Genomic DNA, 22,982 nt, shown 5'->3' with positions numbered 1-22,982 from the left:
CATGCAACAAAACGAGTTGATGGAACAAATTTCTAATAAGGACTTAAAAAAGTCCTTAATCCTATCTCAAATCTTGTTTATTGGTTTAGCGCTTTTGTTGAGCCTATTTTTATTTTCTTCTTTTACGGATTGGTTTCGGTATGTTGAGTTTGATCTGACAGAAATAATTTATTATGGAATCTTATCTGGATTTTTAGTAGTAATAATCGATCTCATTTTAGTGAAGGCTCTTCCTAGTAAGCATTATGATGATGGAGGAATAAATAAACGAATTTTTTCTAGTCTATCGTATATTGAAATTATTTACGTGACTTTCCTTATAGCAGTTGCAGAAGAACTTCTATTTCGTGGAGTACTTCAAACGGTCTTTGGCTATATGCTTGCAAGTACGATTTTCGCTGTTGTTCATTTCAGATACCTGAATAAACCAGTATTATTCGTTTCTATTGTGGTGTTAAGCTTTTTTATCGGTTATATTTTCGAACTAACAGAGAATTTATTAGTTACAATTACAACTCATTTTCTAATTGATTTTTTATTAGGAGTAGTTATTCGTTATAGGTACGGGGGAGGGAGTTCTCGATGACTGAACAAAGAGATGGTAATTATGATCAAGCTGAACAACTTCGGAATCTCATTTCAGAAGTACAGGGCAAAGAGGATACGATTGTGCAGGAGTTGACTGCTGAAAAGAATGAAAAAGATAGAAAAGATGATCAATATGAAATAGATATTTTGGATTTACCACCTCGAAAAGACATACATAACCATAAGCGGGGCAAAATACAATTTAAAATTAGTAAACCTTTACTTCGGCTTGTTTTCGTAACGCTGTTCATTGTTCTCGTTGTTGCTATATCGATCTGGGGTAGTGAGATCTTTCATCTCATCAACCGATAACAAGAAGAGACCTGAAAGCATAGCCCTCTGTATTACATACAAGTGGGGGTTGGACATTACTAAAACACTCCACTTTTCATAACGTGCGAATAATAGTAAGACTAACTGTCATTCATAAAGATTCGATTTTCATTCGCAGTAGATGTATAATGCGTCATAGCTAAAAATGTATTCAAAAATGAAGCTGATGGTGGAATACGTAATCCGCCAATGGGGGAAGTAGGATTCATCTAACCGTCATTGGATCCAAATAGCGGAACCACGAACCTCAGCGATGGCGAGGTGGAACCTTATTCCGCTAAATGGCCGAAATAAGTTGTTTGGAGCATGGTTATGGTTCCTCATTCCTTTATTCACCTATTTTTAGTGCAATTCACACTGATTGATGCTAATAGAGGAACAAGGATCCTCATACACCAAGTTTTGGCGGTATTTTTGTCATTTAGCGGAACCACGATCCTCATTAATGACGAGTGGAACCTCATTCCTTTATATTTAGGCTCAGGAAATCCGCGGAAAGCGAAGCATTCTGTCGTAGCGGCTATCTAACAATATTTTCATTAGGTGAAACCAAAATTAATGTCGCATTATATACATAACACGCAATATAAGTTTTAGAAGAATCTTATAATAAATCATACTAATTCAAATGGGAAGAAGTTAAATTGTCCTTTTGGTTAGAACTCTTTTGTCCCAAGCGTCAAGTATCTGGTGTATGCAACATGGGGAGATGTATTCAATTTATAAAAAGGGAGACAAACGATGGTATATATCTTCTTAGTGATTCTAAGTTTAATTCTTTTGATAAGTTTTATGGTTTACAAAGCCCATAAAGATTCAATTAATTATCATACTATCAAGGATAAGCGAATTCCACGTGCGTTCCAGAGATTTCGGATATTTTTTATTTCGGACATTCACCGCCGAAGCATAAATGAAGAAACACTCCGCGATATCGATCAAGAAATTGATATCGTAGTAATTGGAGGAGATTTATTAGAAAAAGGTGTTCCTTTCAGTCGAACGAGGGAAAATATACGAAAACTTAAAAGGGTGAGTGAATCCATTTACTTTATATGGGGAAATAATGATTTGGAAGTTAGTATAGATGAGTTAGTGAAGTTATTGGAAGGAGAAGGGGTATGTATTTTGTCGAATTCTTCTATAAATATAATGAAAGAAAATTCTATTCTTAGTTTAGTCGGTCTAGAGTATAATCCTTATGAGGAACCTAATTTCACATTGGCTTCAAACAAGGCTAATGGTGAATATATAATTTTATTAACACACAGACCTGGTGACTTTTATCATCTAGATATAAATTCCAAAGATAAAATACATATGGTTTTGGCAGGTCATACACATGGAGGACAAATTAGGTTTGGACCACTAGGCTTCTATGAAAAAGGTTACCTACAAAAATATCGATCTTCATATGTCCTTGTTAGTGAAGGGTATGGATACACAAAACTTCCTTTTAGACTAGGTACAAAATCGGAGTGCCATGTGATTACAATTGAGAAAGATGTTAAGGTCTAAGAAGAATCTAACTGATAAAAGCGTTTTTTAAAAATAACAAACAACAATTTGCAGATTTGCATATACTATAACAAGATAACAATAAATGAAATCCTTTGTGAAAAAGTACTAGCACGTTGGGAAAGGATAAGCTTTCCTCACATGAATAAATCGAGAATGGCCTATGTTTATAAGTTGCCTAGCCTGCAATGAATATCGTGTCCGTAGCAACCATCAATAGGTCATTTAAAAGGAGGATGCTGTATGCGTATAGAAAGAATGTCGGCAAACCAGTTTACTATTTTTTTAACGTTTGATGATCTTGTGGAACGCGGTTTCACACAAGAGGATTTATGGTATGATGCATCAGGTGTCCGAAATTTATTTAGCGATATGATGTATGAGGCTAGTTCAGAGCTAGGTCTTGAGTTAGAAGGAAGACTTCTTGTAAACGTGCATCTAATGCAAGCACAAGGTCTACATGTTACGGTAACGCAAAAATTTGATAATATAGATTGGGATGAGGACTTCATTGAAATGAAAGTAACGCTTAATGAGAGTAAAGAGTTAATTTTCTCATTTAACGATTTTGAAAATGTCATTCAAGTCTCTGGTGCTTTATTTTCCTTATCCATCCATAACGGGAGATTATTTCATATGAATGATCGATATTATATGTTGTTACAAGAAAGTGAGTTAGGGAGTAATAATAAGGAAGATGTCATAGCTATCTTATCTGAATATGCATCACCTAGTATTATAACAAGTTATCGTTTACTAGAATATGGAAAAGTAATCATGGAGTCGAATGCAGTAAAAAGAGTCACGAATATTTTTAGTAAATAGTAGACATTGACTTGATGAACCCCGACTTTGGGGGTGGATTATGATTGGACAGGGGCTGTTAACGAGTAGGTTTAGTAAACGCTTACATTTTTTAAAAAAATAATACGAAATTAGATTGATTTTTATTGCATATTTATGTTGAACGTGTATACTAATCTCTGAGTACAGCAATAATAAATTATTTATTAGGTATTTTTTAGGAGGTAAATTCATGGTAGCCGATAAAGCAGCAGATTCTACCGAAACCAAGAACAAGAAAATGGATGTATTACATTCAACACAAACTGTTGTAAAAACTGCGTTGGAGAAATTGGGTTACCCTGATGAAGTTTTTGATCTTTTAAAGGAACCAATTCGTATGATGACTGTGAGAATACCAGTTAGAATGGACGATGGTTCGATTAAAATCTTCACTGGATATCGTGCACAGCATAATGATGCGGTTGGGCCCACAAAAGGTGGTGTCCGGTTCCACCCAGATGTCACAGAAACGGAAGTAAAAGCCTTATCTATTTGGATGAGTTTAAAAGCAGGTATTGTTGATCTTCCTTATGGAGGCGGAAAAGGTGGAATCGTTTGTGACCCTAGAGAAATGTCTTTTCGTGAATTGGAGGGACTAAGTAGAGGGTATGTTCGTGCGATTAGTCAAATTGTAGGACCCACAAAGGATATACCTGCGCCTGATGTTTTTACAAACTCACAAATTATGGCTTGGATGATGGATGAATATAGCCGTATTGATGAATTTAATAACCCAGGATTTATCACAGGGAAGCCTTTAGTCCTTGGTGGATCACATGGTAGAGAATCTGCAACTGCAAAAGGTGTCACAATCGCTATTAATGAAGCGGCAAAGAAAAAAGGAATTAATGTAAAAGGGGCAAGAGTAGTTGTACAAGGATTTGGTAATGCTGGAAGCTTCTTATCTAAGTTTTTACATGATGCAGGAGCCAAAGTAGTAGGTATTTCAGATGCCTACGGTGGGTTACATGACCCGGATGGTTTAGATATAGACTACTTATTAGACCGAAGAGATAGTTTTGGTACAGTTACAAAACTCTTTAATAATACGATTAGCAACCAAGAATTATTGGAGTTAGATTGTGATATACTCGTACCGGCTGCAGTAGAAAATCAAATAACCGAACATAATGCAAACAATATAAAAGCTAGTATTGTTGTTGAAGCAGCTAATGGACCTACAACAATGGAAGCAACGAAAATCCTCACCGAAAGAGGAATATTGTTGGTGCCGGATGTTTTAGCATCTGCTGGTGGAGTAACAGTATCTTACTTTGAATGGGTACAAAATAATCAAGGCTTTTACTGGACAGAGGAAGAAATTGAAGAAAAACTACATGCAACCATGACAAAAGCATTTAATACGATTTATCATACTGCTGAAACAAGAAGAATAGATATGCGCCTAGCTGCTTACATCGTTGGTGTAAGAAAAATGGCTGAAGCATCAAGATTCCGTGGTTGGGTGTAAATTTATTTAAAAATTTAAATATATGACGAAAAAACTCTTATCATGTATAGTTTAGATAAGAGTTTTTTTATGTAACAGTTTCGAATAAAGGAAGTGCATGGAATGAATAGAGAGAAAGTAATTATTGTAGGTGGGGGACCATGTGGGATGTCCTGTGCGATCGAACTACAAAATAAAGGAATAGACCCACTTATTATTGAGAAGGAAAATTTAGTAAATACAATTTATAACTTCCCAACCCATCAAACTTTTTTTAGTTCTAGTGAAAAGCTAGAAATAGGAGATATACCTTTTATTACGGAAAAACAAAAACCGGTAAGAAATCAAGCTTTAGCATATTATCGATCAGTAGCTAACAGAAAAAAACTACGGGTACACTCCTATGAAAAAGTAACTGAAGTCAAAAAAGATGGTGAGATATTTAAGTTGTCGACCGAAAGTGAAAAGAACGGAACAACTGGATATATTGCTGAAAATGTTGTTATTGCAACAGGTTATTACGATCAACCAAACAAAATGGGTGTAAAAGGAGAAGAATTACCGAAAGTGATGCACTATTTTAAGGAGGCGCATCCTTACCATAATAAAAATGTAGTAATCATTGGAGGAAAAAACTCAGCAGTCGATGCAGCTTTAGAACTTCATAAAGCTGGTGCAAACATAACTGTGTTATATCGTGGAGAAGAATATTCAAAAAGTATAAAACCATGGATTTTGCCTGATTTTGATTCATTAGTTAAAAAAGATATTGTTCGAATGGAATTTAATGCACATGTTCAAAAAATTACCAATAGCTATGTTACCTATATGATAGAAGGAAAAGAGAAAGAAATTGAGAATGATTTTGTATTTGCAATGACTGGATATAAACCAGATGTTGATTTTTTATTAGATAGTGGCATTGAAGTGGATCCATTAAATGGAAAACCCTATTATAACGAGGATACCTATGAAACAAATGTTGATAATTTGTATATCGCTGGGGTAGTAGCTGCAGGTTATAATAATAATAAAATATTCATTGAAAACGGCAGACTTCATGCACATTCAATTGCTAAGGCCATAATAGAAAAGTAAGCTTCAAGATCGTGTGTGGTAACTGTATCCTCATTGGTTGTCTTCATGAATGAGGATACAGTTTCTATTTAACAATCCTTTTTAGGTCTACCCATAAGAATTTATGGAGATTAGAAAGGGAAAAGGCTCTAGCCAGGGCACTGGCTTTTTGATCAATAGAGCTGAACGATAAACCGGATCATATAAATATTAATTTTTCATTTATTAATATTCCTCTTCAAACATTTCGCGAATAGAATTATTTGTTTTTGTTTCCAGACCGATTAATAACTTCATTCGTGCTTTGGGTCCAGTCAAACCGTTGGTAAAGATAAGCCCCATCTCTTTTAATTGTTTGCCACCACCATCATAGCCGTAGGTTGGTTGAACAATTCCTTGATAACAACGGGAAACGAGAACAATTGGTATATCTGCATCCAGAATGCGTTGTAAGGCTGGTAATGTTTCTTTCGGTAAATTCCCTTGTCCTAACCCCTCCACAACAAGGCCATCTGGTTTACCTTCTCTAATGGCATCTAATATTTTTTCGTCCATACCAGCATATGCTTTCAGAAGGAAAACATTTTTACGAATATTTTCTACTGGATAAGAATTTCGTGTTAACAATGTATGATGAAATATAACCGTTTCTTTTGTAAGGATACCAATAGGTCCATAAGGTGGACTTTGAAATGTTGCAACATTACTAGTTGATGTTTTGGTAACATTTCGTGCTGCATGAATTTCATCATTCATGACAACTAACACACCTTTTGAAGCAGCGTCATCATGAATGGCCACACGAATAGAACTAACTAAATTGTAGAGAGCATCTGAACCAATCTCATTACTTGATCGCATTGCTCCCGTGAGGATAACGGGTATATCAACCTCCAAAACTAAATCAAGGAAATATGCTGTCTCTTCTAATGTATCCGTTCCATGTGTTATGATAATGCCGTCGTATTCGAAACGAACTTCATTAATTTTTTTTGCTAAATCCAACATATGTTCTGGTGTTATTTGAGGAGATGGTATTGAAAATTCGATATGTTCTGTGATGTTAGCATATTGATTAAAATGAAAAGATAAGTCTGTTAATGGGTGTTTGTTAGTAGTATGTATTTCCCCCGTTTCTTTATTTTCTAACATTGAAATTGTACCACCAGTATGTATTATTAAAATGTTTTTCATGTTTCATCACCTTTATGCTTCATGATTTAGTACCTAGAGTAAAAAGTTTTCTAGGATTCATTAACTATAGTATTTTCAATTGTAAAGCTTAATGTTACGATTAATGTAACAAATTGGAAAGAGGCTGGCCACTATTATGTTTACAATATTATCTGCTGGAATAGCACCGGGGTTAGCATTGCTGTCATTTTTTTATTTAAAAGATCATATTACCGAGCCCTTAGCTCTTATTGTTCGTACATTTATTTTTGGATGTTTACTTGTATTTCCAATCATGTTCATTCAATATGCATTTGCAACAGATGGTATTGATAATACGTTTTTGCAATCATTTGTCATTGTTGGGTTTTCGGAAGAGTTTTTTAAATGGTTTATTTTTTTATACGTTATTTATCACCATACACAGTTCGATGCTCACTATGATGGTATTGTGTATGCTGTGTCTATTAGTTTAGGATTTGCAACTGTGGAAAACATATTGTACCTATTGAATAATGGCATTGAATATGCTTTTTCTAGGGCTTTGTTCCCAGTGTCATCACATGCTTTATTTGGAGTAATTATGGGATATCATTTTGGCAAAGCAAAAATAAATACACGGTATGTAAGATGGAATATAATTTTAGCTTTAGTTATACCATTTCTCTTACATGGAACGTATAATTATATTTTAAAAGCAATTCCTAAGAATTCGATCCTGATTATCATCCCATTTATGGTTATACTATGGTTTATCGGATTGCGTAGAGTCCGAACCGCCCATCATTCTCAAGTACGTCCAGTCCAACAATTAGATAGAAAAAACGCTTGAAATACACTTGTAAGTTACATATTACAAGTGTATTTTTTTCATTACATATTCTACTCAATTACCAAATTTCATTTTAACTCATCTCCTGTTGTTAAGAAAGTGATTGAGAATTACTAGTCTTTTTACTTATAGATTGATCCCATTTCTTTAGGGGATTTTAAATGGATTTATAAAACATGTATAAAAAGCCTATTTCATCGAAAAATACATATTACTAGATGAGACCAACAGGAGGATTTACTATGACTAAAAAAATGTTCCTATTTACGATAATTATATGTTTTATGTCCATAGGATTACATGTTACGAATCAACCAAAACAGGTTGAAGCTTTTTCTGAACAAGTTATCCAACGTGGAGCCGTTGGTGATGACGTAATCGAATTACAAGCAAGGTTACAATATATAGGTTTTTATCACGGAGAAATTGATGGTGTATTTGGATGGGGAACCTATTGGGCATTACGAAATTTTCAAAAAGAGTTTGAATTAACGAATGTAGACGGTTTAGCTGGAGAGAAGACGAAAGAAATGCTAGAAAGAGCAACTGAATATGATGATGCGTTTGTAAAGGAACAAATTCGAAAGGGAAATCGCTTCACACATTATGGTGGCATGAGTAAAGAGAAGCAAACGGCACCTAAAAAGAAACAAGAGCAGCCAAATCAACAGCAACAAGAACAGCAACAGCCAAATCAACAGCAACAAGAACAGCAACAGCAAGAGCAACAACAAAATAATAACCAAGATCAAAATGCTTCCCCCAAAGAGCAAGGTCAGAATGCGAACGAAGAAAATCCCGGAAATGAAGCAGATGGTCCTGCGAACGAAGGTGGCGAAGCAGATACTGCTGAGGAAGAAGGACGAACAACAGCTGCAGTTAATGTTCCTCAGGGTTTCTCCCAAAATGATATTAACCTAATGGCTAATGCCGTTTATGGTGAAGCAAGGGGGGAGCCATATGAGGGGCAAGTCGCTGTTGCAGCAGTTATTTTAAACCGTGTGGAAAGTCCTACTTTTCCGAACACTGTTTCTGGAGTGATTTTTGAGCCAAGAGCATTTACAGCAGTATCCGATGGTCAAATATGGCTAACACCAAATGATAAAGCACGAGAGGCGGTTCTAGATGCGATAAATGGATGGGATCCTTCAGGAAATGCTATTTACTACTTTAATCCAGATACAGCAACTTCTGGATGGATATGGGGTAGACCACAAATTAAACGAATTGGTAAACATATTTTCTGTAAGTAGAAAGGTGTGGACGTAATTAATGATACGATGGATAGTAATAACAATTTTATCAGTAGGAATAGTAGGAACTGCTGTTTGGGGATATCAGGAGCACCAAGAAAAGAATGCAATTTTAATACAAGCTGAAAACAATTACCAGCGCTCATTTCATGAGCTTTCTTACCATATTGATCTGTTACATGATAAGATTGGTACAGCAAAAGCAATGAATTCAGAAGAGCGTCTGTCTCCTCAATTTGTAGAGATATGGAGGTTAACTTCGGAGGCTTTATCAGATGTTGGCCAACTACCATTAACATTAATGCCATTTAATAAGACAGAAGAATTTCTATCAAACATAGGAGATTTTACGTATCGTACTGCTGTAAGGGATTTAGAAAACGAACCTTTGTCTGATGAGGAAACAGAAACATTAAACAATCTATACGAACAATCAGCGGATATTAAAGATGAATTAAGAAAAGTTCAACATGAAGTAATTGATAATAACTTGCGTTGGATGGATGTTGAAATGGCCCTTGCTACACAAGATGAACAAGCGGATAATACGATTATTGATGGATTTGAAACCGTAGAAAAGAAAGTAGAAGGATTTGCCGAAAGCAATGCTAATTCAGCATTAATTGGCACTTCATCTAATAATCATAAATATCAAAACTTACAGGGTGATGACTATAGTGAAAATGAAGCGATAGATAAAGGAAAAGAGCTATTTAATGTCCAAGATGAAGATAATATTCGGATCACTGAATCGGGGGACGGTGCAGATATACCACTATATAGTCTGTCTTATCGTGATGGGGAAAAAAATGCCTATATGGATATGTCACAAAAAGGTGGACATCCTTTATCACTATTGGTTGATCGACCAGTTGGTGAGAAACAATTAAGTTTAAATGAAGGGCAACAAATTGCTGAAGATTATGTGCGAAATCATGAATTCGAAAACATGGAAATTTTTGAAACTACCGAGTATAATAATACCGGCTTATATTCTTTCTTATATAGCCAAAACGGAGTAAGGGTTTATTCTGATGCAATTGAGGTTAAAGTTGGTTTGGATAATGGAGATATTTTAGGAGTAACTGCAAGAAATTATTATATGAACCATCAAGATAGAGATATTCCTGAACCTGGTATTTCCTCGGAAGAAGCCAAGGATATGGTAAATACGAATGTTGATATTCAGGAAGAATTTCTTGCTGTAATTGACAATGATCTTGGTGAAGAAGTACTTGTATATGAATTTTTAGGAATTCTAGGTAACGACACGTATCGAATCTTTATCAATGCAATGGATGGAACAGAAGAAAAAGTAGAAAGAATGGATGGTAAAGAAATTAATTTTGCAGCAATGTAAAAGGGAATGGTTTATACCTTTCCCTTTTTTCTATTTTCTGTAATAATAGAAATTAATAAAAGGATTTAGGTTAAATAGGATAAGATATATGGGGGAGCAATATGAAGATAGGTACATTTTTAACACTAGAAGCGTCAAAGAATACCGGTGATAAATATCGGTGTAAAATAATAGAAAAGAAAAAAAATTTACTGATCATTGATTACCCAGTTCAAATTCAATCAAAGAAAACAACATTTTTTCCAAAAGGAACGAGGTTTATTGCTTCGTATGTAGGTGACGATAACTCTGTCTATCGCTTTCCTACAGTTGTAAAGGGAAAACAAAAACTGAATGTCCCAGCTATTTCATTGGAAAAACCTGAAAAAGAAAGAATTGAAAGAATTCAACGTAGACAATATGTTCGAGTTGATGCAGCAGTAGACTTAGCAATACATAGTGTAGACCAGTCGTTTCCATCCTTTACAACTGTAACAGCAGATATAAGTGGAGGTGGATTATCATTCATTCTACCAAAAGGACAAGCTATGAATGAAAATGACAAGGTTAACGCTTGGTTGGTTTTACCAATGAATAATGGAGAATATAAGTATACCTCTGTTGAAGGTGAAGTTATTCGCGTGATAACGAATAAGAATAAGGCCGATATTGCATCGTTGAAATTTATCTCTATTTCCCAAGAAACACAACAATTTATTATTAAATATTGTTTTGAAATTCAACGTGAACTTCGTAAAAAGGAATTATATTAATAATTAGATTAGACCCTAAATTTATGGTTATGTTATTATTAGTGAGTATTTTAGTAGGAACCCTATATGGATGCTGAATCTATACTATGCATAACTGTATTTAAGTAGATGTTAGCAGCCTTACATAGGGAAAAGCTTGGCATAGGAAGCCAAGTTTTTTAAATAAGTAACTGTACATGGAGAGGATTGTGGAATTATTTATGAGCAAGAAAAAGATCGCAATTGCAATAGATGGACCTGCAGCTGCTGGGAAAAGTACGGTAGCTAAAATTGTGGCATACGAATTATCTTACATATATATCGATACGGGTGCGATGTATCGTGCCCTTACCTTAAAGGCAACAAATCAATCTTTAGCACTAGAAGATGAAACATCATTAGCAAAGCTTCTTCAAGATACGAAAATAGAACTAAAACAGAGTAATGAAGGACAACGAGTACTACTTGATGGCGAGGATGTAACATTAGAAATACGATCACAGATTGTTACGAATAACGTTTCTTATGTTGCTAAACATAAGGCGATACGAGAAGAAATGGTTGCTAGACAACAATCCCTAGCAAATTATAGGGGAGTTGTAATGGATGGTAGAGATATTGGAACCCATGTATTACCTGATGCGGAAGTTAAAATCTTTCTAATTGCCTCTGTAGAAGAAAGGGCAAAACGTCGTTATGAAGAAAATGTTCAAAAAGGATTTCCGTCGGATTTGGAGGAATTAAAAAAAGAGATTGAGCAACGAGATTTAATCGATTCCAAAAGAGAAGTAGCACCATTACTAAAAGCAGAAGATGCAATCGAAATTGATACGACATCCTTGACGATCGATCAAGTAGCTCAAAAAATTTTAGAGGCTGTATACGACGTCATCGGTAAATGAAATTTCGAAAACAAATGAATCAAATATACTTGACAAATAATTGTAATTATTAGAAGTTATAAAAAGAAGGTTTTTTAGATTAGTCAATTTTGCACTTATAGTTGTGTTAGGTTAAGGAGGAAACCATAATGAGTGAATCAACGAAAGAATTTCCCGAATTAAAAGTTGGAGAAGTTGTAACAGGAACAGTTGTTAAAGTAGAAGAGGATCAAGTTCTAGTTGATATCGGTTTTAAAACGGAAGGTATTGTGCCTTTGAATGAACTTACTAATCTGCACATTGAATCCTCATCTAAAGTGGTAAAAGAAGGAGAGGAGCTTTCATTAGTTATTAAAAAAGTTGATGATGATGAAGTTATCCTTTCTAAAAAAGACGTAGACACAGAAAAAGCTTGGAAAGATTTAGAAGAAAAGTATCAAAATAATGAGGTATTTGAAACAGAAGTCAAAGAAGTTGTAAAAGGCGGTCTCGTTGCTGATGTTGGGTTGCGCGGATTTATTCCGGCTTCTTTGGTAGAAACTTACTTTGTAGATGATTTCTCAGATTATGTTAATAAACGTCTCGATGTAAAAGTGGTGGATCTGGACAAAGAACAAAACAGAATTATCCTTTCTCACCGGGCGGTTGTTGAAGAAGCGGAAACAGCCAAACGAGACAAAGCGTTAAAATCGATTGAAGTAGGACAAGTATTAGAAGGGAAAGTTCAGCGAATAGCAAACTTTGGTGTGTTTGTTGATCTCGGTGGTATTGACGGATTAGTTCATATATCACAATTAGCCCATGAGCATGTAAAAAAGGCTTCTGACGTCGTATCTGAGGGGGATACGATTAAAGTCGAAGTGTTGGCAGTTGACCGAGATAATGAACGTATTTCACTATCTCGTAAAAAGGTTTTACCAGGTCCTTGGGAGAATATTACAAATCGTATTCAACCAGGACAGGTAGTAGAAGGTACTGTGAAGCGTCTTGTTAATTTCGGAGCGTTTGTTGAAGTGCTTCCAAACGTAGAAGGTCTTGTTCATATATCCCAGATAGCTAATCGCCACATTGGTACACCACAAGAAGTATTAGAAGTTGGGCAGAGTGTATCTGTAAAAGTACTAGATGTGAACGAAGAAGAAGAACGTATGTCCTTAAGTATCCGCGAGATTGAGCAAGAAGAAGAGGAAAAAGAATTTAAGCAGTACGAAAAAGAGGAAGACCAATCTAGCTTTCAATTTGGCGATTTAATTGGAGATAAACTAAATAAATTTAAATCATAGAAGAAGTTTAAGGGCTTGTATTTTTCATCCAATTCATTGGGTGGAAGATACAAGCTTTTTTTTTTCTTACTTGGAAATTATGAATGCATATTCCCTTTGTCTTATATGAATGAATGTTTCATATAAACTGCCATCTTGCTCGAGGGTTAATCGATAGTGCTGCATTAGTACACTTTACAGATAGTGAAGCTGGCCTACCGCGCTTTTGTTCCTTTTTACAGGTTTAAAAACAGTATGGAACAGTAATAATAGAAAGTGGTAGGTGGGAACATGAATGATGGACTGTATTTTTACTGGATAAGTTGGATTATTTGGGTAATGGTGACTTTTTTTATGAAAAAAACAAGTCACAGAGCTTATTACGCTACATGGATATTAATTTCGATTATCCTCTCCAATGTATACATTACCTTTAGTAAATATGATATATCTTTAACATTTCTAAGTGTTATTATAGGTGGATTTTTTCTAGTCCCTCAAATTCCTAAGACAACATATCATCTATTTTGTTCATTTACGTTGATGATCGGATATACTAGTATATTGATCTGGGAAGGACAAGCTCCCGTTTGGCTATTTATGCCGCGGTTTATCCTGATTCCTTTGATCTGTATCGTAATGGTCTGTTTCTTAGTTAAGGGACTTATTTCAAGAATAACTGTAACATTAATTGGCATTTGTGCAGGGGAGCTATTATATAGTTACATGCTATCTAATTATTATATATCCAACATTGTTGGTGAAATGGTTTTCTTTGACAGCTTATTCATTATCTTGTTTATTCTCATCTGTTTAGATTTGATCCAGCTACTAAAACGAAAAATTGTATTATTGACACAAAATTATAAACGAACAATGAGGTGGCAGAATGAATGAATATCTTTATCCGATAGTATTTGGTGTTATTGCAGGGACGATAGGTAGGATGTTAATGTTACGAACTGACTATCGCCAATATCCCACATACTTACATGGGAAGGTAATCCATGTAGCATTGGGATTTATTGCAGCAGCACTTGGAGCTGTGGCGGTACCAGCAATTTTAGAAATGGAATTTACGGCAGTAACTTTTTTAACAGTGGCTGCGACGCAGTTTAGGGAAGTTAGAAATATGGAGAGAAATACACTTACAGAAATTGACGGATTTGAATTAGTTCCAAGAGGTAAAACGTACATCGAGGGTATTGCAATTTCATTTGAAAGTAGAAATTATTTAGTGATTTTCACTGGATTTGTTAGCACGTTATTCTATATATTATGGAATGTATATGCTGCAATTGTTGGGGCAATCATTAGTTTACTGATAGCGAAATTTCTCCAAAGTGGTTCAACCATTAAGGATATTGTTGAAATTGAACATCACCCCGTCCATTTTGATGGAGCTGGTCTATATGTTGATAATATTTATATTATGAACATTGGTCTACAAGAACGACAAGAAGAAATCCGGAAATATGGGATGGGATTTGTATTAAAACCCAAAAATATGAATTCTATAACGACAATTGCGAACTTGGGTCAAAGGCAAGCGATACTTCATGATATCTCAATTTCATTAGGTGTCATTCGAGATTCAGGAACACCTGCTTTGACTCCGTTAATAAAACGAGACCTTGATGATGGTCGTATTGGTATTTTTATACTTCCACAGGTAAGAGATGTAGAAAGAGCAAAAAAGATTATAGGTGCTGTACCAGTACTGGAAAATGCAATTCGTATGCCTTCTCAATCAAAGGTTCATAATAAGGAGGCTAATTAATGGAAATCGAAAAAGCGATATTAGCTGTAATAACATTAAATGAATCAAGGATATCAGGTGGTGCACCGATATTTATCTGTGAAAAAACAGAAGAACTAGAGCAAATGGCCGCTAACTTAGAAGCGATTACAGATGGGATCGCACACAAACTTAGTGATGAAATATTTATTATCGTTAAGCATTAAATCAATTGTTAATATCTTTTACTTTTGCTAGAATAAAGTGAAACTTGCTTCGATGGTGATATTTGCCAATGAAAAGCAGGAATAGGATATAGTTATTAAGGATAATAGCTAAGAAAAGTAATGGAGAAAGGATGTTCCTTTCATGAGGAAATCTGTTGTAGCAATTGTCGGGAGACCGAATGTAGGTAAATCAACGATATTTAATCGGTTGGTTGGGGAAAGAATTTCAATTGTAGAAGATATACCAGGTGTAACGAGGGATAGAATATACTCACAAGCGGAGTGGTTAACCAAAACCTTCAACGTAATTGACACTGGTGGAATAGAGATTGGAGATGAACCCTTATTAATACAAATGCGTCAGCAAGCTGAAGTGGCTATTGATGAAGCTGACGTTATTATTTTTATGTTAAATGGTAAAGAAGGAATTACAGCAGCTGATGAAGAAGTTGCTAAGCTTCTATTTAAATCTAATAAACCAGTTGTTTTAGCTGTTAATAAAATTGATAACCCAGAAATGCGCGATGAGATATATGAATATTATTCTTTAGGTTTTGGTCAACCATTCCCAATCTCGGGTGCACATGGATTAGGACTAGGAGATCTATTAGATGAGGTAGTTAAACATTTTCCACAAGAAGAGTTAGAAGAAATTGATGAGGAAACTATTTACTTTAGTCTTATTGGACGACCAAATGTAGGGAAATCTTCACTAGTCAATGCTCTGTTAAATGAAGAAAGAGTTATTGTAAGTGAAATAGAAGGAACAACAAGGGATGCCATCGACACAAAATTACATAAGGATGATCAGGATTATGTAATTATTGATACGGCAGGAATGCGTAAACGTGGTAAGGTTTACGAGGCAACGGAGAAGTATAGTGTGTTACGAGCTTTAAGAGCTATAGAACGATCTGACGTTGTACTGGTATTAATAGATGCAGAGACAGGTATTCGAGAACAGGATAAGAAGATAGCGGGATATGCCCATGACGCTGGTAGGGCTATCGTTATTGTAGTTAATAAGTGGGACACGGTTGAAGCCAATGAGAAGTCGATGAAGGAATTCGAAGAAAAAGTAAGAGCGCATTTTCAATTTCTAGATTATGCACCAGTAGTCTTTTTGTCTGCTAAAACGAAGAAAAGATTACATACATTGCTGCCTTCTGTAAAAGTGGCCAGTGAAAATCATGCAAAACGAATTCCGACTAATGTATTAAATGATGTTATTATGGATGCAATCGCTATGAATCCAACGCCTACGGTAAAAGGAAGAAGATTAAAAGTACTTTATGCAACGCAAGTAGCTGTAAAACCACCTAGCTTTGTGGTCTTCGTTAATGAGCCCGAGTTAATGCATTTTTCTTATCAGCGTTTTCTTGAAAATAAAATAAGAGATGCATTTGGATTTGTAGGAACACCTATAAAAATATTTGCACGAAAGCGTCAATAAGGGGGAATAATAATGTCTAAAGTTGCTGTATTAGGTGCAGGAAGTTGGGGTACTGCACTAAGTATCGTATTAGCTGATAATGGACATGATGTCCGCTTGTGGACACATTCTAAAGACCAGGCAGAAATCATCAATTCGACACATAAAAACGAAAAGTATTTGGAAATTATGATTCCAGAAAAAATAAAAGCGTACCATGTGTTGGAAGAGGCATTGGAGGATGTATCTGATATTATATTAGTTGTACCGACAAAAGCAATTAGGGAAGTTTGTAATGATTTAAATAAAATTGTCAACCACCCAGTGCGTATTACACATGCTTCCAAAGGGATTGAACCTGGGACACTAAAAAGGGTATCACAGCTTATTGATGAAGAAATGGATTCTTATAAATACGAGGATATTGTCGTTTTATCTGGTCCAAGTCATGCAGAAGAGGTAGCAATGCGACAACCTACTACAGTTACGGTAGCTTCAATTAATGAAGAAAACGCGAAAGGAGCACAAGAATTATTTTTTAATGATGCTTTTCGTGTTTACACGAGTAACGATGTCATCGGTATTGAACTGGGCGGAGCTTTAAAGAACATTATTGCTCTAGGTGCCGGTATTTCAGACGGTCTCGGGTACGGAGATAATGCCAAAGCAGCACTTATTACAAGAGGTTTAGCTGAAATAACAAGACTTGGTACATCCCTTGGTGCAAACCCGCTTAGTTTTTTAGGTTTGCCTGGAGTAGGGGACTTAATTGTAACGTGTACGAGTGTTCACAGTAGAAACTGGCGAGCAGGTAACTTGCTAGGTAAAGGAAGAAACCTGAATGAAGTACTTGATCAAATGGGTATGGTAGTTGAAGGAGTACGAACAGCAAAGGCAGCTTATCAATTTGCATCGGAACAAAAAGTTGAAATGCCTATTACGAATGGTATTTATGAAATCTTATTTAACGACAAGAAGCCTAGAGAGGTTGTTGAACAATTAATGAATCGAAATAAACGTGAAGAAATGGATGATTTAGCAACTTTACTACGTAATCGCTATACACGATAACAACCAACGCTTACCTTGCATATACTATTTTGAATTACTATAGCAAGGAGGCGAGCGTGTGAGCAATAAACACAAAAATGTTTTTGATAAATTACAATCAGATGCAAATATTGATCCAAAGGATATTTATAAAGTTGCAGATTCCGTAAAAAACGCAGACTTTTCAGATGAAAAAACCGTTAGAAAATTGGTGCGCCACCTATCGAAAATGGCGAATAAACCAGTTTCAAAAGAAAAGGAAGATAAAATCGTTAAGTCGATAACTAGCAACAAGGTACCAATGGATATGAACAGCTTAAACCAATTATTTAAAAAATAGACGTTTCTGGGCAAGTGAGGATGCAACCTCGTGTCTACTCGCATAAAATGAAACGCACAAGCATTCATAGATAGGGTTGCTTTGGGTATTATTTAGTCGACCGGGATAAAGACGGCCCCTCTTTATCCCGGATTTTTATATTTAGGGATATCAATAAGTTAACATTTTATCAGTTCCCTTGGTAAAGAAAAGCCCATTATTAACATGTGATAAACACTGGGTAGTATTTCTTATGCTCGTCTTTACTTTGTGCGTTCTGCTGCTTAAACGATGTTACCCTGGACATTTTCTATTCTAAAATTATCCTTTTGAATACGCGTTTGCAGACTTTTGCTAAGGAATCAAACTCATTTTAATATTGTACAAGTTATCTTCTGCGTTTTTTGATGCTTGATGTCGAAGGCTTGTGATATAATACCATGTGCAGTGATATAAAGGTTTTTATTAAGGAGTGGAAATATGTCTCAATCGATGTTAAATATGTGGATTTCTTTTGGTGGCATGGGATTATTAATCTTAGCCATAGGACTCATTTTACTTAGCCGATATAAATTAAAAGGAATTTTAGCTGGCTTTATTGCTTTATTGGCTTATGCGTCTTTATTTTTAGGAGCAATTATTATTCTATTTATAGTATTTAGTGGACCAACTGGGTGATACATAGAGGAGGACTATAATGAAACGCACATATAAACATGTCGGTATTTTGTTACTGTTACTATCGTTACTAAGTGGCTGTTTATATCCGGATGATCAAAGGAAGGAAAATCAGCAACCTAATGAAGTACAGTTAGAATCCGTTCAGAACGCGGTAGAACAGTATCAAGAACGAACAAATGGGTTATTACCTATTAAAACTAAATCAAGTGACACTCCAATATTTGAGAAATACTTAATTGATTTTTCAGCAATGAAAGAAGAGAATGTATTAACCGAATTACCAGGGAATTCATTTGAAAATGGTGGAGTGTATCAATATACACTTATCTACCCAGAAGATGATCCACAAGTCAAGTTAATTGATTTACGAGTAACAGAGGAACTGAGAAAAGCTAATGTGCACTTGGATGGTTACCGAAACAAACATATTTATCCACCTTTTGGAGAAGAGATTGCAGAAGGGTTATTTACGATAGATTATCAAACATTAGGTTTTGATGAACCGTTATCTATTATTAGTCCGTATTCTAACGAGCACCTTCCAATTATTATGGATACGGATGGAAAGCTGTATATAGATTATCGAATTGATTTACAAAAGGCACTTGGTGATTTTGATCATGTGTTTGAAGAAGGAGACGATATAAGGTATCTAATAGCAGAAAATACGCCATTTGTTCCTGTTTATTCCTTACCATATACGATTAAAGATGGAGAACCAGTTTTTATGAATGGCCAATAAAGTGAATCATCAATTAGTAGGTGGTTTCTTCAACCCCACTGATCTTTATATGAGCAAATCGGGTCCGCTGATCCCCCATTTAACCGCACTTGTTACCCCGTAGCATTGAAGAGGAGGGTTACGAGGCCCAGGACGTGCTAGTGCCGACGATGCTCAAGAAGTCGCATGTATATCGGGGCCTGCCAGTTTTATGCGTTATAAATTCGATTATTTTATCATATTATTTCCCTTGTAACATATATTGTTGCAAGGGTTTTTTAGGTGGAAAAATAGTATAAATTATCTTCCGCCTACATAAGCATAACTAGAGCTTACTATCATGAGGGTATGATGATAAGCTAGTTTTTCTTATAACCTGTTCTTGATTTGTGGCAAACACCAAATTACGAATGATAATTTTTTCCCATTAATTAATTTCTTTTACACATATTAAGTCATAATTTGATAGGACAACATCATAGAATTGTAATGTCAATTATTCGTAGTTTGTTTATTAATATTGTAGTGAGATCGGGAGGGGATCGTTTGGAGAAGATTGATATTTTTAAAGATATTTCAAAACGGACGGATGGAGATATTTATTTAGGTATTGTAGGAGCTGTCCGCACAGGTAAATCAACATTCATCAAGAAATTCATGGAGTTGGGTGTCCTGCCAAATATTGAGGAAGAGAGTGAGAGAGCGCGTGCACAGGATGAACTACCTCAAAGTGCAGCTGGTAAAACGATCATGACAACAGAACCTAAGTTCATCCCTAATCAAGCAGTAAGTGTAAATGTGGATGAAGGCTTAGACGTAAATATTAGATTAGTAGATTGTGTAGGGTATGCAGTAGAAGGTGCAAAAGGGTTTGAAGATGAGAATGGCCCAAGAATGATTAATACTCCTTGGTATGAAGACCCGATTCCATTCCATGATGCAGCTGAAATCGGAACACGGAAGGTTATTCAAGAACACTCGACAATTGGTGTTGTCGTAACTACAGATGGCTCTATAGGAGAGATTCCTCGAGATGATTACGTGGAAGCAGAAGCGAGGGTAGTAGAAGAACTAAAAGAAGTAGGTAAGCCATTTATTATGGTTGTTAACTCAACGAAGCCTACAAGTCAAGAAACAGAACTGTTAAGACAAGACCTTTCTGAGGAATATGATATTCCAGTATTATCTATGAGCATTGAATCCATGACAGAGCACGATGTATATAATGTTTTACGTGAAGCATTATATGAATTCCCAGTGCTGGAAGTAAATGTGAATCTACCTAGCTGGGTAATGGTGCTTCGTGAAGATCATTGGTTACGAGAAAATTATCAAGAAGCTATTCAATCCACTGTAAAAGATATTAAGCGGTTAAGAGATGTGGACCTAATCGTTGGTCATTTTGCAGACTATGATTATATTGACAAAGCCAACTTAGCTGGAATGGAGATGGGAGAAGGAGTAGCTGAGATTGATTTACATGCTCCAGACTACTTATACGACCAAATCTTGAAAGAAATTGTTGGGGAAGAGATAAGAGGAAAAGACCATCTATTAGAATTAATGCAAGATTTTGCCCATGCGAAACGTGAATATGATCAAGTTGCTGGTGCCCTTCAAATGGTTAAACAAACTGGGTATGGGATTGCAGCTCCCGTTTTAGAAGACATGGAACTAGATGAACCGGAGATCATTCGACAAGGCTCTAGATTTGGCGTTCGTCTAAAAGCAGTAGCTCCTTCTATTCACATGATCAAAGTGGAAGTTGAGTCTGAATTTGCACCTATCATCGGTACAGAAAAGCAAAGTGAAGAGCTTGTTCGTTACTTAATGCAAGACTTTGAAGAAGACCCATTATCTATTTGGGAATCAGATATCTTTGGCCGTTCGCTAAGCTCAATTGTACGAGAAGGCATTCAAGCAAAAATCTCTTTAATGCCTGAAAACGCTAGATACAAATTGAAAGATACGCTTGAGCGAATTATTAATGAAGGCTCTGGGGGATTAATAGCGATAATTCTATAGAAGAATAGAAGTATAGAAGAATGATAAAATAGCAGCCTAGCGCTGCTATTTTTTTATTCACATCGAACTAGAAGTAAGCCTCTGAATAAAAATTCACATTTTGTTAGCATATACTGATATCGTTTGAGGCAAGGTGGGTAGTGGTTGTGTAATAAAATAAGAGTAATTCCAAAACTGTTTTATAACAATTGGTCCGTTAAAGCTAGATAAATAAATTTATAATAAGTTACCGACCCATCCGTGTTGATTGAAAGAATTATTGTTATTAGAAACTCGCTATTTCCTATTTCTAATGCGTTTTTATTAAACTTCGAACTTTATCCCCTACACGTTTCATCGCCAAACAATATTGTCCGGAATTTTATGCATCAAAAGAAGGAATTACACGTTTGGTTGTCGTATAATATATACAAATCCTTGTATTCTTTATTTCTATGATGATAGAAGAGAATAAGGAATAAATCGCAAAAAATCGCTATTTATTGTTGAATTTTGTAGTGAACTCGGTTAATATTAGCCTTGTCACTACCCAAAATTAGTGGCTCTTGGTATAAAAAATGGTAAATTGGTAAACAAATGATGATAGAATTTGTTCCAATGTGACCTAAAACTAATTGGCAGATAAGAAAATAGAACGTTCTTAATCTGTACAACCGCTTTCGCCGTATAGCGAAAGTGAAGTTATCAAGGGAGGAGGTGAATGTCATGAACAAAACAGACTTAGTTAATGCAGTAGCTGAAAAAAGTGAACTATCCAAAAAAGATGCTACAAATGCTGTTGATGCAGTATTCGAAGCTGTCATGGATTCACTTAAAAATGGTGAAAAAGTACAGCTGATCGGGTTTGGTAATTTCGAAGTACGTGAGCGTTCAGCACGTAAAGGACGTAATCCACAAACTGGAGAAGAAATTGAAATTCCTGCAAGCAAAGTTCCTGCTTTCAAACCAGGAAAAGCCCTTAAAGACAGCGTAAAATAATACGTACATAGGGTTAAAGGGTGCGTTTTTCGCACCCTTTTTTCATTAGAATTCCCTTCTTGGATTTGTTCTTGTGGAGGTATTTAATCAACTTATATTATAGAATAGAGTATCAGTCAAACTATATTGTGAACGTATCAAAGGGGAAGACGCTTTTGTTTGGTGAGATGTTCACCAATACGTCTATTCATCTGCTTTACTAGAAAAAAGGAGGATTATTTAAATGGAAAAATCAGTGTCTAAGTCGGATTATTTTGTCATAAAGGCGCTAGAAGATGGAGTAAATGTAATCGGTCTTACAAGGGGATCGGACACACGATTTCATCACTCAGAGAAGTTGGATAAAGGTGAAATTATGATTGCTCAATTTACGGAACATACTTCAGCGGTGAAAGTGAGAGGAAAAGCTGTTATCCAAACGAGTCATGGAGAAATGGAAAACGAATAGTCCTGCAATTGGCAGCAGTTTTAGCAAACGTGAGGCAAGTAGTGGATTTTTTGGTGTGG

The 22,982-nt window shown here is 35.5% G+C and carries 24 protein-coding genes; 23 read left to right on the top strand and 1 reads right to left on the bottom strand.

Annotated elements, in window-relative coordinates; genetic code table 11:
• Position 1 precedes the first annotated feature (1 nt).
• The 6 genes from BMX40_RS03670 to BMX40_RS03645 all read left to right on the top strand — a co-directional run bounded on the left by BMX40_RS03670 (position 2) and on the right by BMX40_RS03645 (position 5,833).
• Positions 2-586 (top strand): CPBP family intramembrane glutamic endopeptidase, encoded by a 585-nt coding sequence (locus BMX40_RS03670; RefSeq protein ID WP_090866951.1) that lies wholly within the window; start codon positions 2-4, stop codon positions 584-586.
• Positions 583-900, top strand: coding sequence for a hypothetical protein (locus BMX40_RS03665; protein WP_090866949.1), 318 nt, complete (start codon positions 583-585; stop codon positions 898-900). The genes BMX40_RS03670 and BMX40_RS03665 overlap by 4 nt, the downstream gene beginning before the upstream one ends.
• Positions 901-1,662: 762 nt before the next feature.
• Complete coding sequence (locus BMX40_RS03660) at positions 1,663-2,439, top strand: metallophosphoesterase (RefSeq protein ID WP_090866947.1); 777 nt, start codon at positions 1,663-1,665, stop codon at positions 2,437-2,439.
• 243 nt (positions 2,440-2,682) lie between these two features.
• The gene (locus BMX40_RS03655; protein ID WP_090866945.1) at positions 2,683-3,264 is read left to right on the top strand and encodes a genetic competence negative regulator; all 582 of its coding nucleotides are present in this window, start codon (positions 2,683-2,685) and stop codon (positions 3,262-3,264) included.
• A 211-nt stretch (positions 3,265-3,475) separates the two neighbouring features.
• Positions 3,476-4,756 (top strand): Glu/Leu/Phe/Val family dehydrogenase, encoded by a 1,281-nt coding sequence (locus BMX40_RS03650; RefSeq protein WP_090866943.1) that lies wholly within the window; start codon positions 3,476-3,478, stop codon positions 4,754-4,756.
• Positions 4,757-4,858: 102 nt separating this feature from the next.
• A complete protein-coding gene (locus tag BMX40_RS03645) occupies positions 4,859-5,833 on the top strand; it encodes a YpdA family putative bacillithiol disulfide reductase (protein ID WP_090866941.1) in 975 nt (324 codons plus the stop codon).
• Positions 5,834-6,037: 204 nt separating this feature from the next.
• Here the strand turns inward: BMX40_RS03645 and BMX40_RS03640 are convergent, their stop codons facing one another.
• Positions 6,038-7,006: an asparaginase gene (locus BMX40_RS03640; RefSeq protein ID WP_090866939.1), complete on the bottom strand. Its 969-nt coding sequence runs from the start codon at positions 7,004-7,006 to the stop codon at positions 6,038-6,040.
• A 136-nt stretch (positions 7,007-7,142) separates the two neighbouring features.
• Here BMX40_RS03640 and prsW point away from each other — a divergent pair, with 136 nt between their 5' ends.
• The 17 genes from prsW (at position 7,143) to mtrB (ending at position 22,923) form a co-directional block, all read left to right on the top strand.
• Complete coding sequence (prsW, locus tag BMX40_RS03635; RefSeq protein ID WP_090866938.1) at positions 7,143-7,817, top strand: glutamic-type intramembrane protease PrsW; 675 nt, start codon at positions 7,143-7,145, stop codon at positions 7,815-7,817.
• A 242-nt stretch (positions 7,818-8,059) separates the two neighbouring features.
• The gene (gene sleB / locus BMX40_RS03630) at positions 8,060-9,070 is read left to right on the top strand and encodes a spore cortex-lytic enzyme (protein ID WP_090866936.1); all 1,011 of its coding nucleotides are present in this window, start codon (positions 8,060-8,062) and stop codon (positions 9,068-9,070) included.
• Positions 9,071-9,089: 19 nt separating this feature from the next.
• Complete coding sequence (gene ypeB / locus BMX40_RS03625; protein ID WP_090866934.1) at positions 9,090-10,430, top strand: germination protein YpeB; 1,341 nt, start codon at positions 9,090-9,092, stop codon at positions 10,428-10,430.
• Positions 10,431-10,531: 101 nt separating this feature from the next.
• Positions 10,532-11,182: a flagellar brake protein gene (locus BMX40_RS03620; RefSeq protein ID WP_090866932.1), complete on the top strand. Its 651-nt coding sequence runs from the start codon at positions 10,532-10,534 to the stop codon at positions 11,180-11,182.
• 200 nt (positions 11,183-11,382) lie between these two features.
• Entirely contained in the window at positions 11,383-12,063 is a 681-nt protein-coding gene (gene cmk / locus BMX40_RS03615; protein ID WP_090867203.1) for a (d)CMP kinase, read from the top strand.
• 128 nt (positions 12,064-12,191) lie between these two features.
• Positions 12,192-13,325 carry a 30S ribosomal protein S1 gene (gene rpsA / locus BMX40_RS03610; protein ID WP_090866929.1) on the top strand — a complete coding sequence of 378 codons (1,134 nt, stop codon included), beginning with the start codon at positions 12,192-12,194 and terminating at the stop codon, positions 13,323-13,325.
• Between the two features lie 270 nt (positions 13,326-13,595).
• Entirely contained in the window at positions 13,596-14,201 is a 606-nt protein-coding gene (locus BMX40_RS20885) for a YphA family membrane protein (RefSeq protein ID WP_090866927.1), read from the top strand.
• On the top strand, positions 14,194-15,084 hold the full coding sequence (locus BMX40_RS03600; RefSeq protein ID WP_090866924.1) for a YIEGIA family protein: 891 nt from the start codon (positions 14,194-14,196) through the stop codon (positions 15,082-15,084). Before BMX40_RS20885 ends, BMX40_RS03600 begins: the two co-directional genes overlap by 8 nt.
• A complete protein-coding gene (locus tag BMX40_RS03595) occupies positions 15,084-15,269 on the top strand; it encodes a capping complex subunit for YIEGIA (protein ID WP_090866922.1) in 186 nt (61 codons plus the stop codon). Before BMX40_RS03600 ends, BMX40_RS03595 begins: the two co-directional genes overlap by 1 nt.
• 142 nt (positions 15,270-15,411) lie before the next feature.
• Positions 15,412-16,722, top strand: a complete 1,311-nt coding sequence (gene der, locus BMX40_RS03590) for a ribosome biogenesis GTPase Der (protein ID WP_090866920.1) — start codon at positions 15,412-15,414, stop codon at positions 16,720-16,722.
• Positions 16,723-16,734: 12 nt separating this feature from the next.
• Positions 16,735-17,772, top strand: coding sequence for an NAD(P)H-dependent glycerol-3-phosphate dehydrogenase (locus BMX40_RS03585; protein ID WP_090866918.1), 1,038 nt, complete (start codon positions 16,735-16,737; stop codon positions 17,770-17,772).
• A gap of 58 nt (positions 17,773-17,830) precedes the next feature.
• A complete protein-coding gene (locus tag BMX40_RS03580) occupies positions 17,831-18,091 on the top strand; it encodes a stage VI sporulation protein F (RefSeq protein WP_090866916.1) in 261 nt (86 codons plus the stop codon).
• Positions 18,092-18,550: 459 nt separating this feature from the next.
• Positions 18,551-18,748 (top strand): DUF2768 domain-containing protein, encoded by a 198-nt coding sequence (locus tag BMX40_RS03575; protein ID WP_090866914.1) that lies wholly within the window; start codon positions 18,551-18,553, stop codon positions 18,746-18,748.
• A gap of 19 nt (positions 18,749-18,767) precedes the next feature.
• Positions 18,768-19,493: a hypothetical protein gene (locus BMX40_RS03570; protein WP_090866912.1), complete on the top strand. Its 726-nt coding sequence runs from the start codon at positions 18,768-18,770 to the stop codon at positions 19,491-19,493.
• Positions 19,494-20,018: 525 nt separating this feature from the next.
• On the top strand, positions 20,019-21,497 hold the full coding sequence (gene spoIVA / locus BMX40_RS03565) for a stage IV sporulation protein A (RefSeq protein WP_090866910.1): 1,479 nt from the start codon (positions 20,019-20,021) through the stop codon (positions 21,495-21,497).
• A 705-nt stretch (positions 21,498-22,202) separates the two neighbouring features.
• Positions 22,203-22,475 (top strand): HU family DNA-binding protein, encoded by a 273-nt coding sequence (locus BMX40_RS03560; protein WP_090866908.1) that lies wholly within the window; start codon positions 22,203-22,205, stop codon positions 22,473-22,475.
• 223 nt (positions 22,476-22,698) lie between these two features.
• Positions 22,699-22,923 (top strand): trp RNA-binding attenuation protein MtrB, encoded by a 225-nt coding sequence (gene mtrB, locus BMX40_RS03555; RefSeq protein ID WP_090866906.1) that lies wholly within the window; start codon positions 22,699-22,701, stop codon positions 22,921-22,923.
• Positions 22,924-22,982 lie beyond the last annotated feature (59 nt).

The organism is Oceanobacillus limi, assembly GCF_900111445.1.
Taxonomy (GTDB): Bacteria; Bacillota; Bacilli; order Bacillales; family Amphibacillaceae; genus Ornithinibacillus; species Ornithinibacillus limi.
Note: the sequence above shows the minus strand (reverse complement) of the source record. Positions and strands in the feature narration are given on the sequence as shown.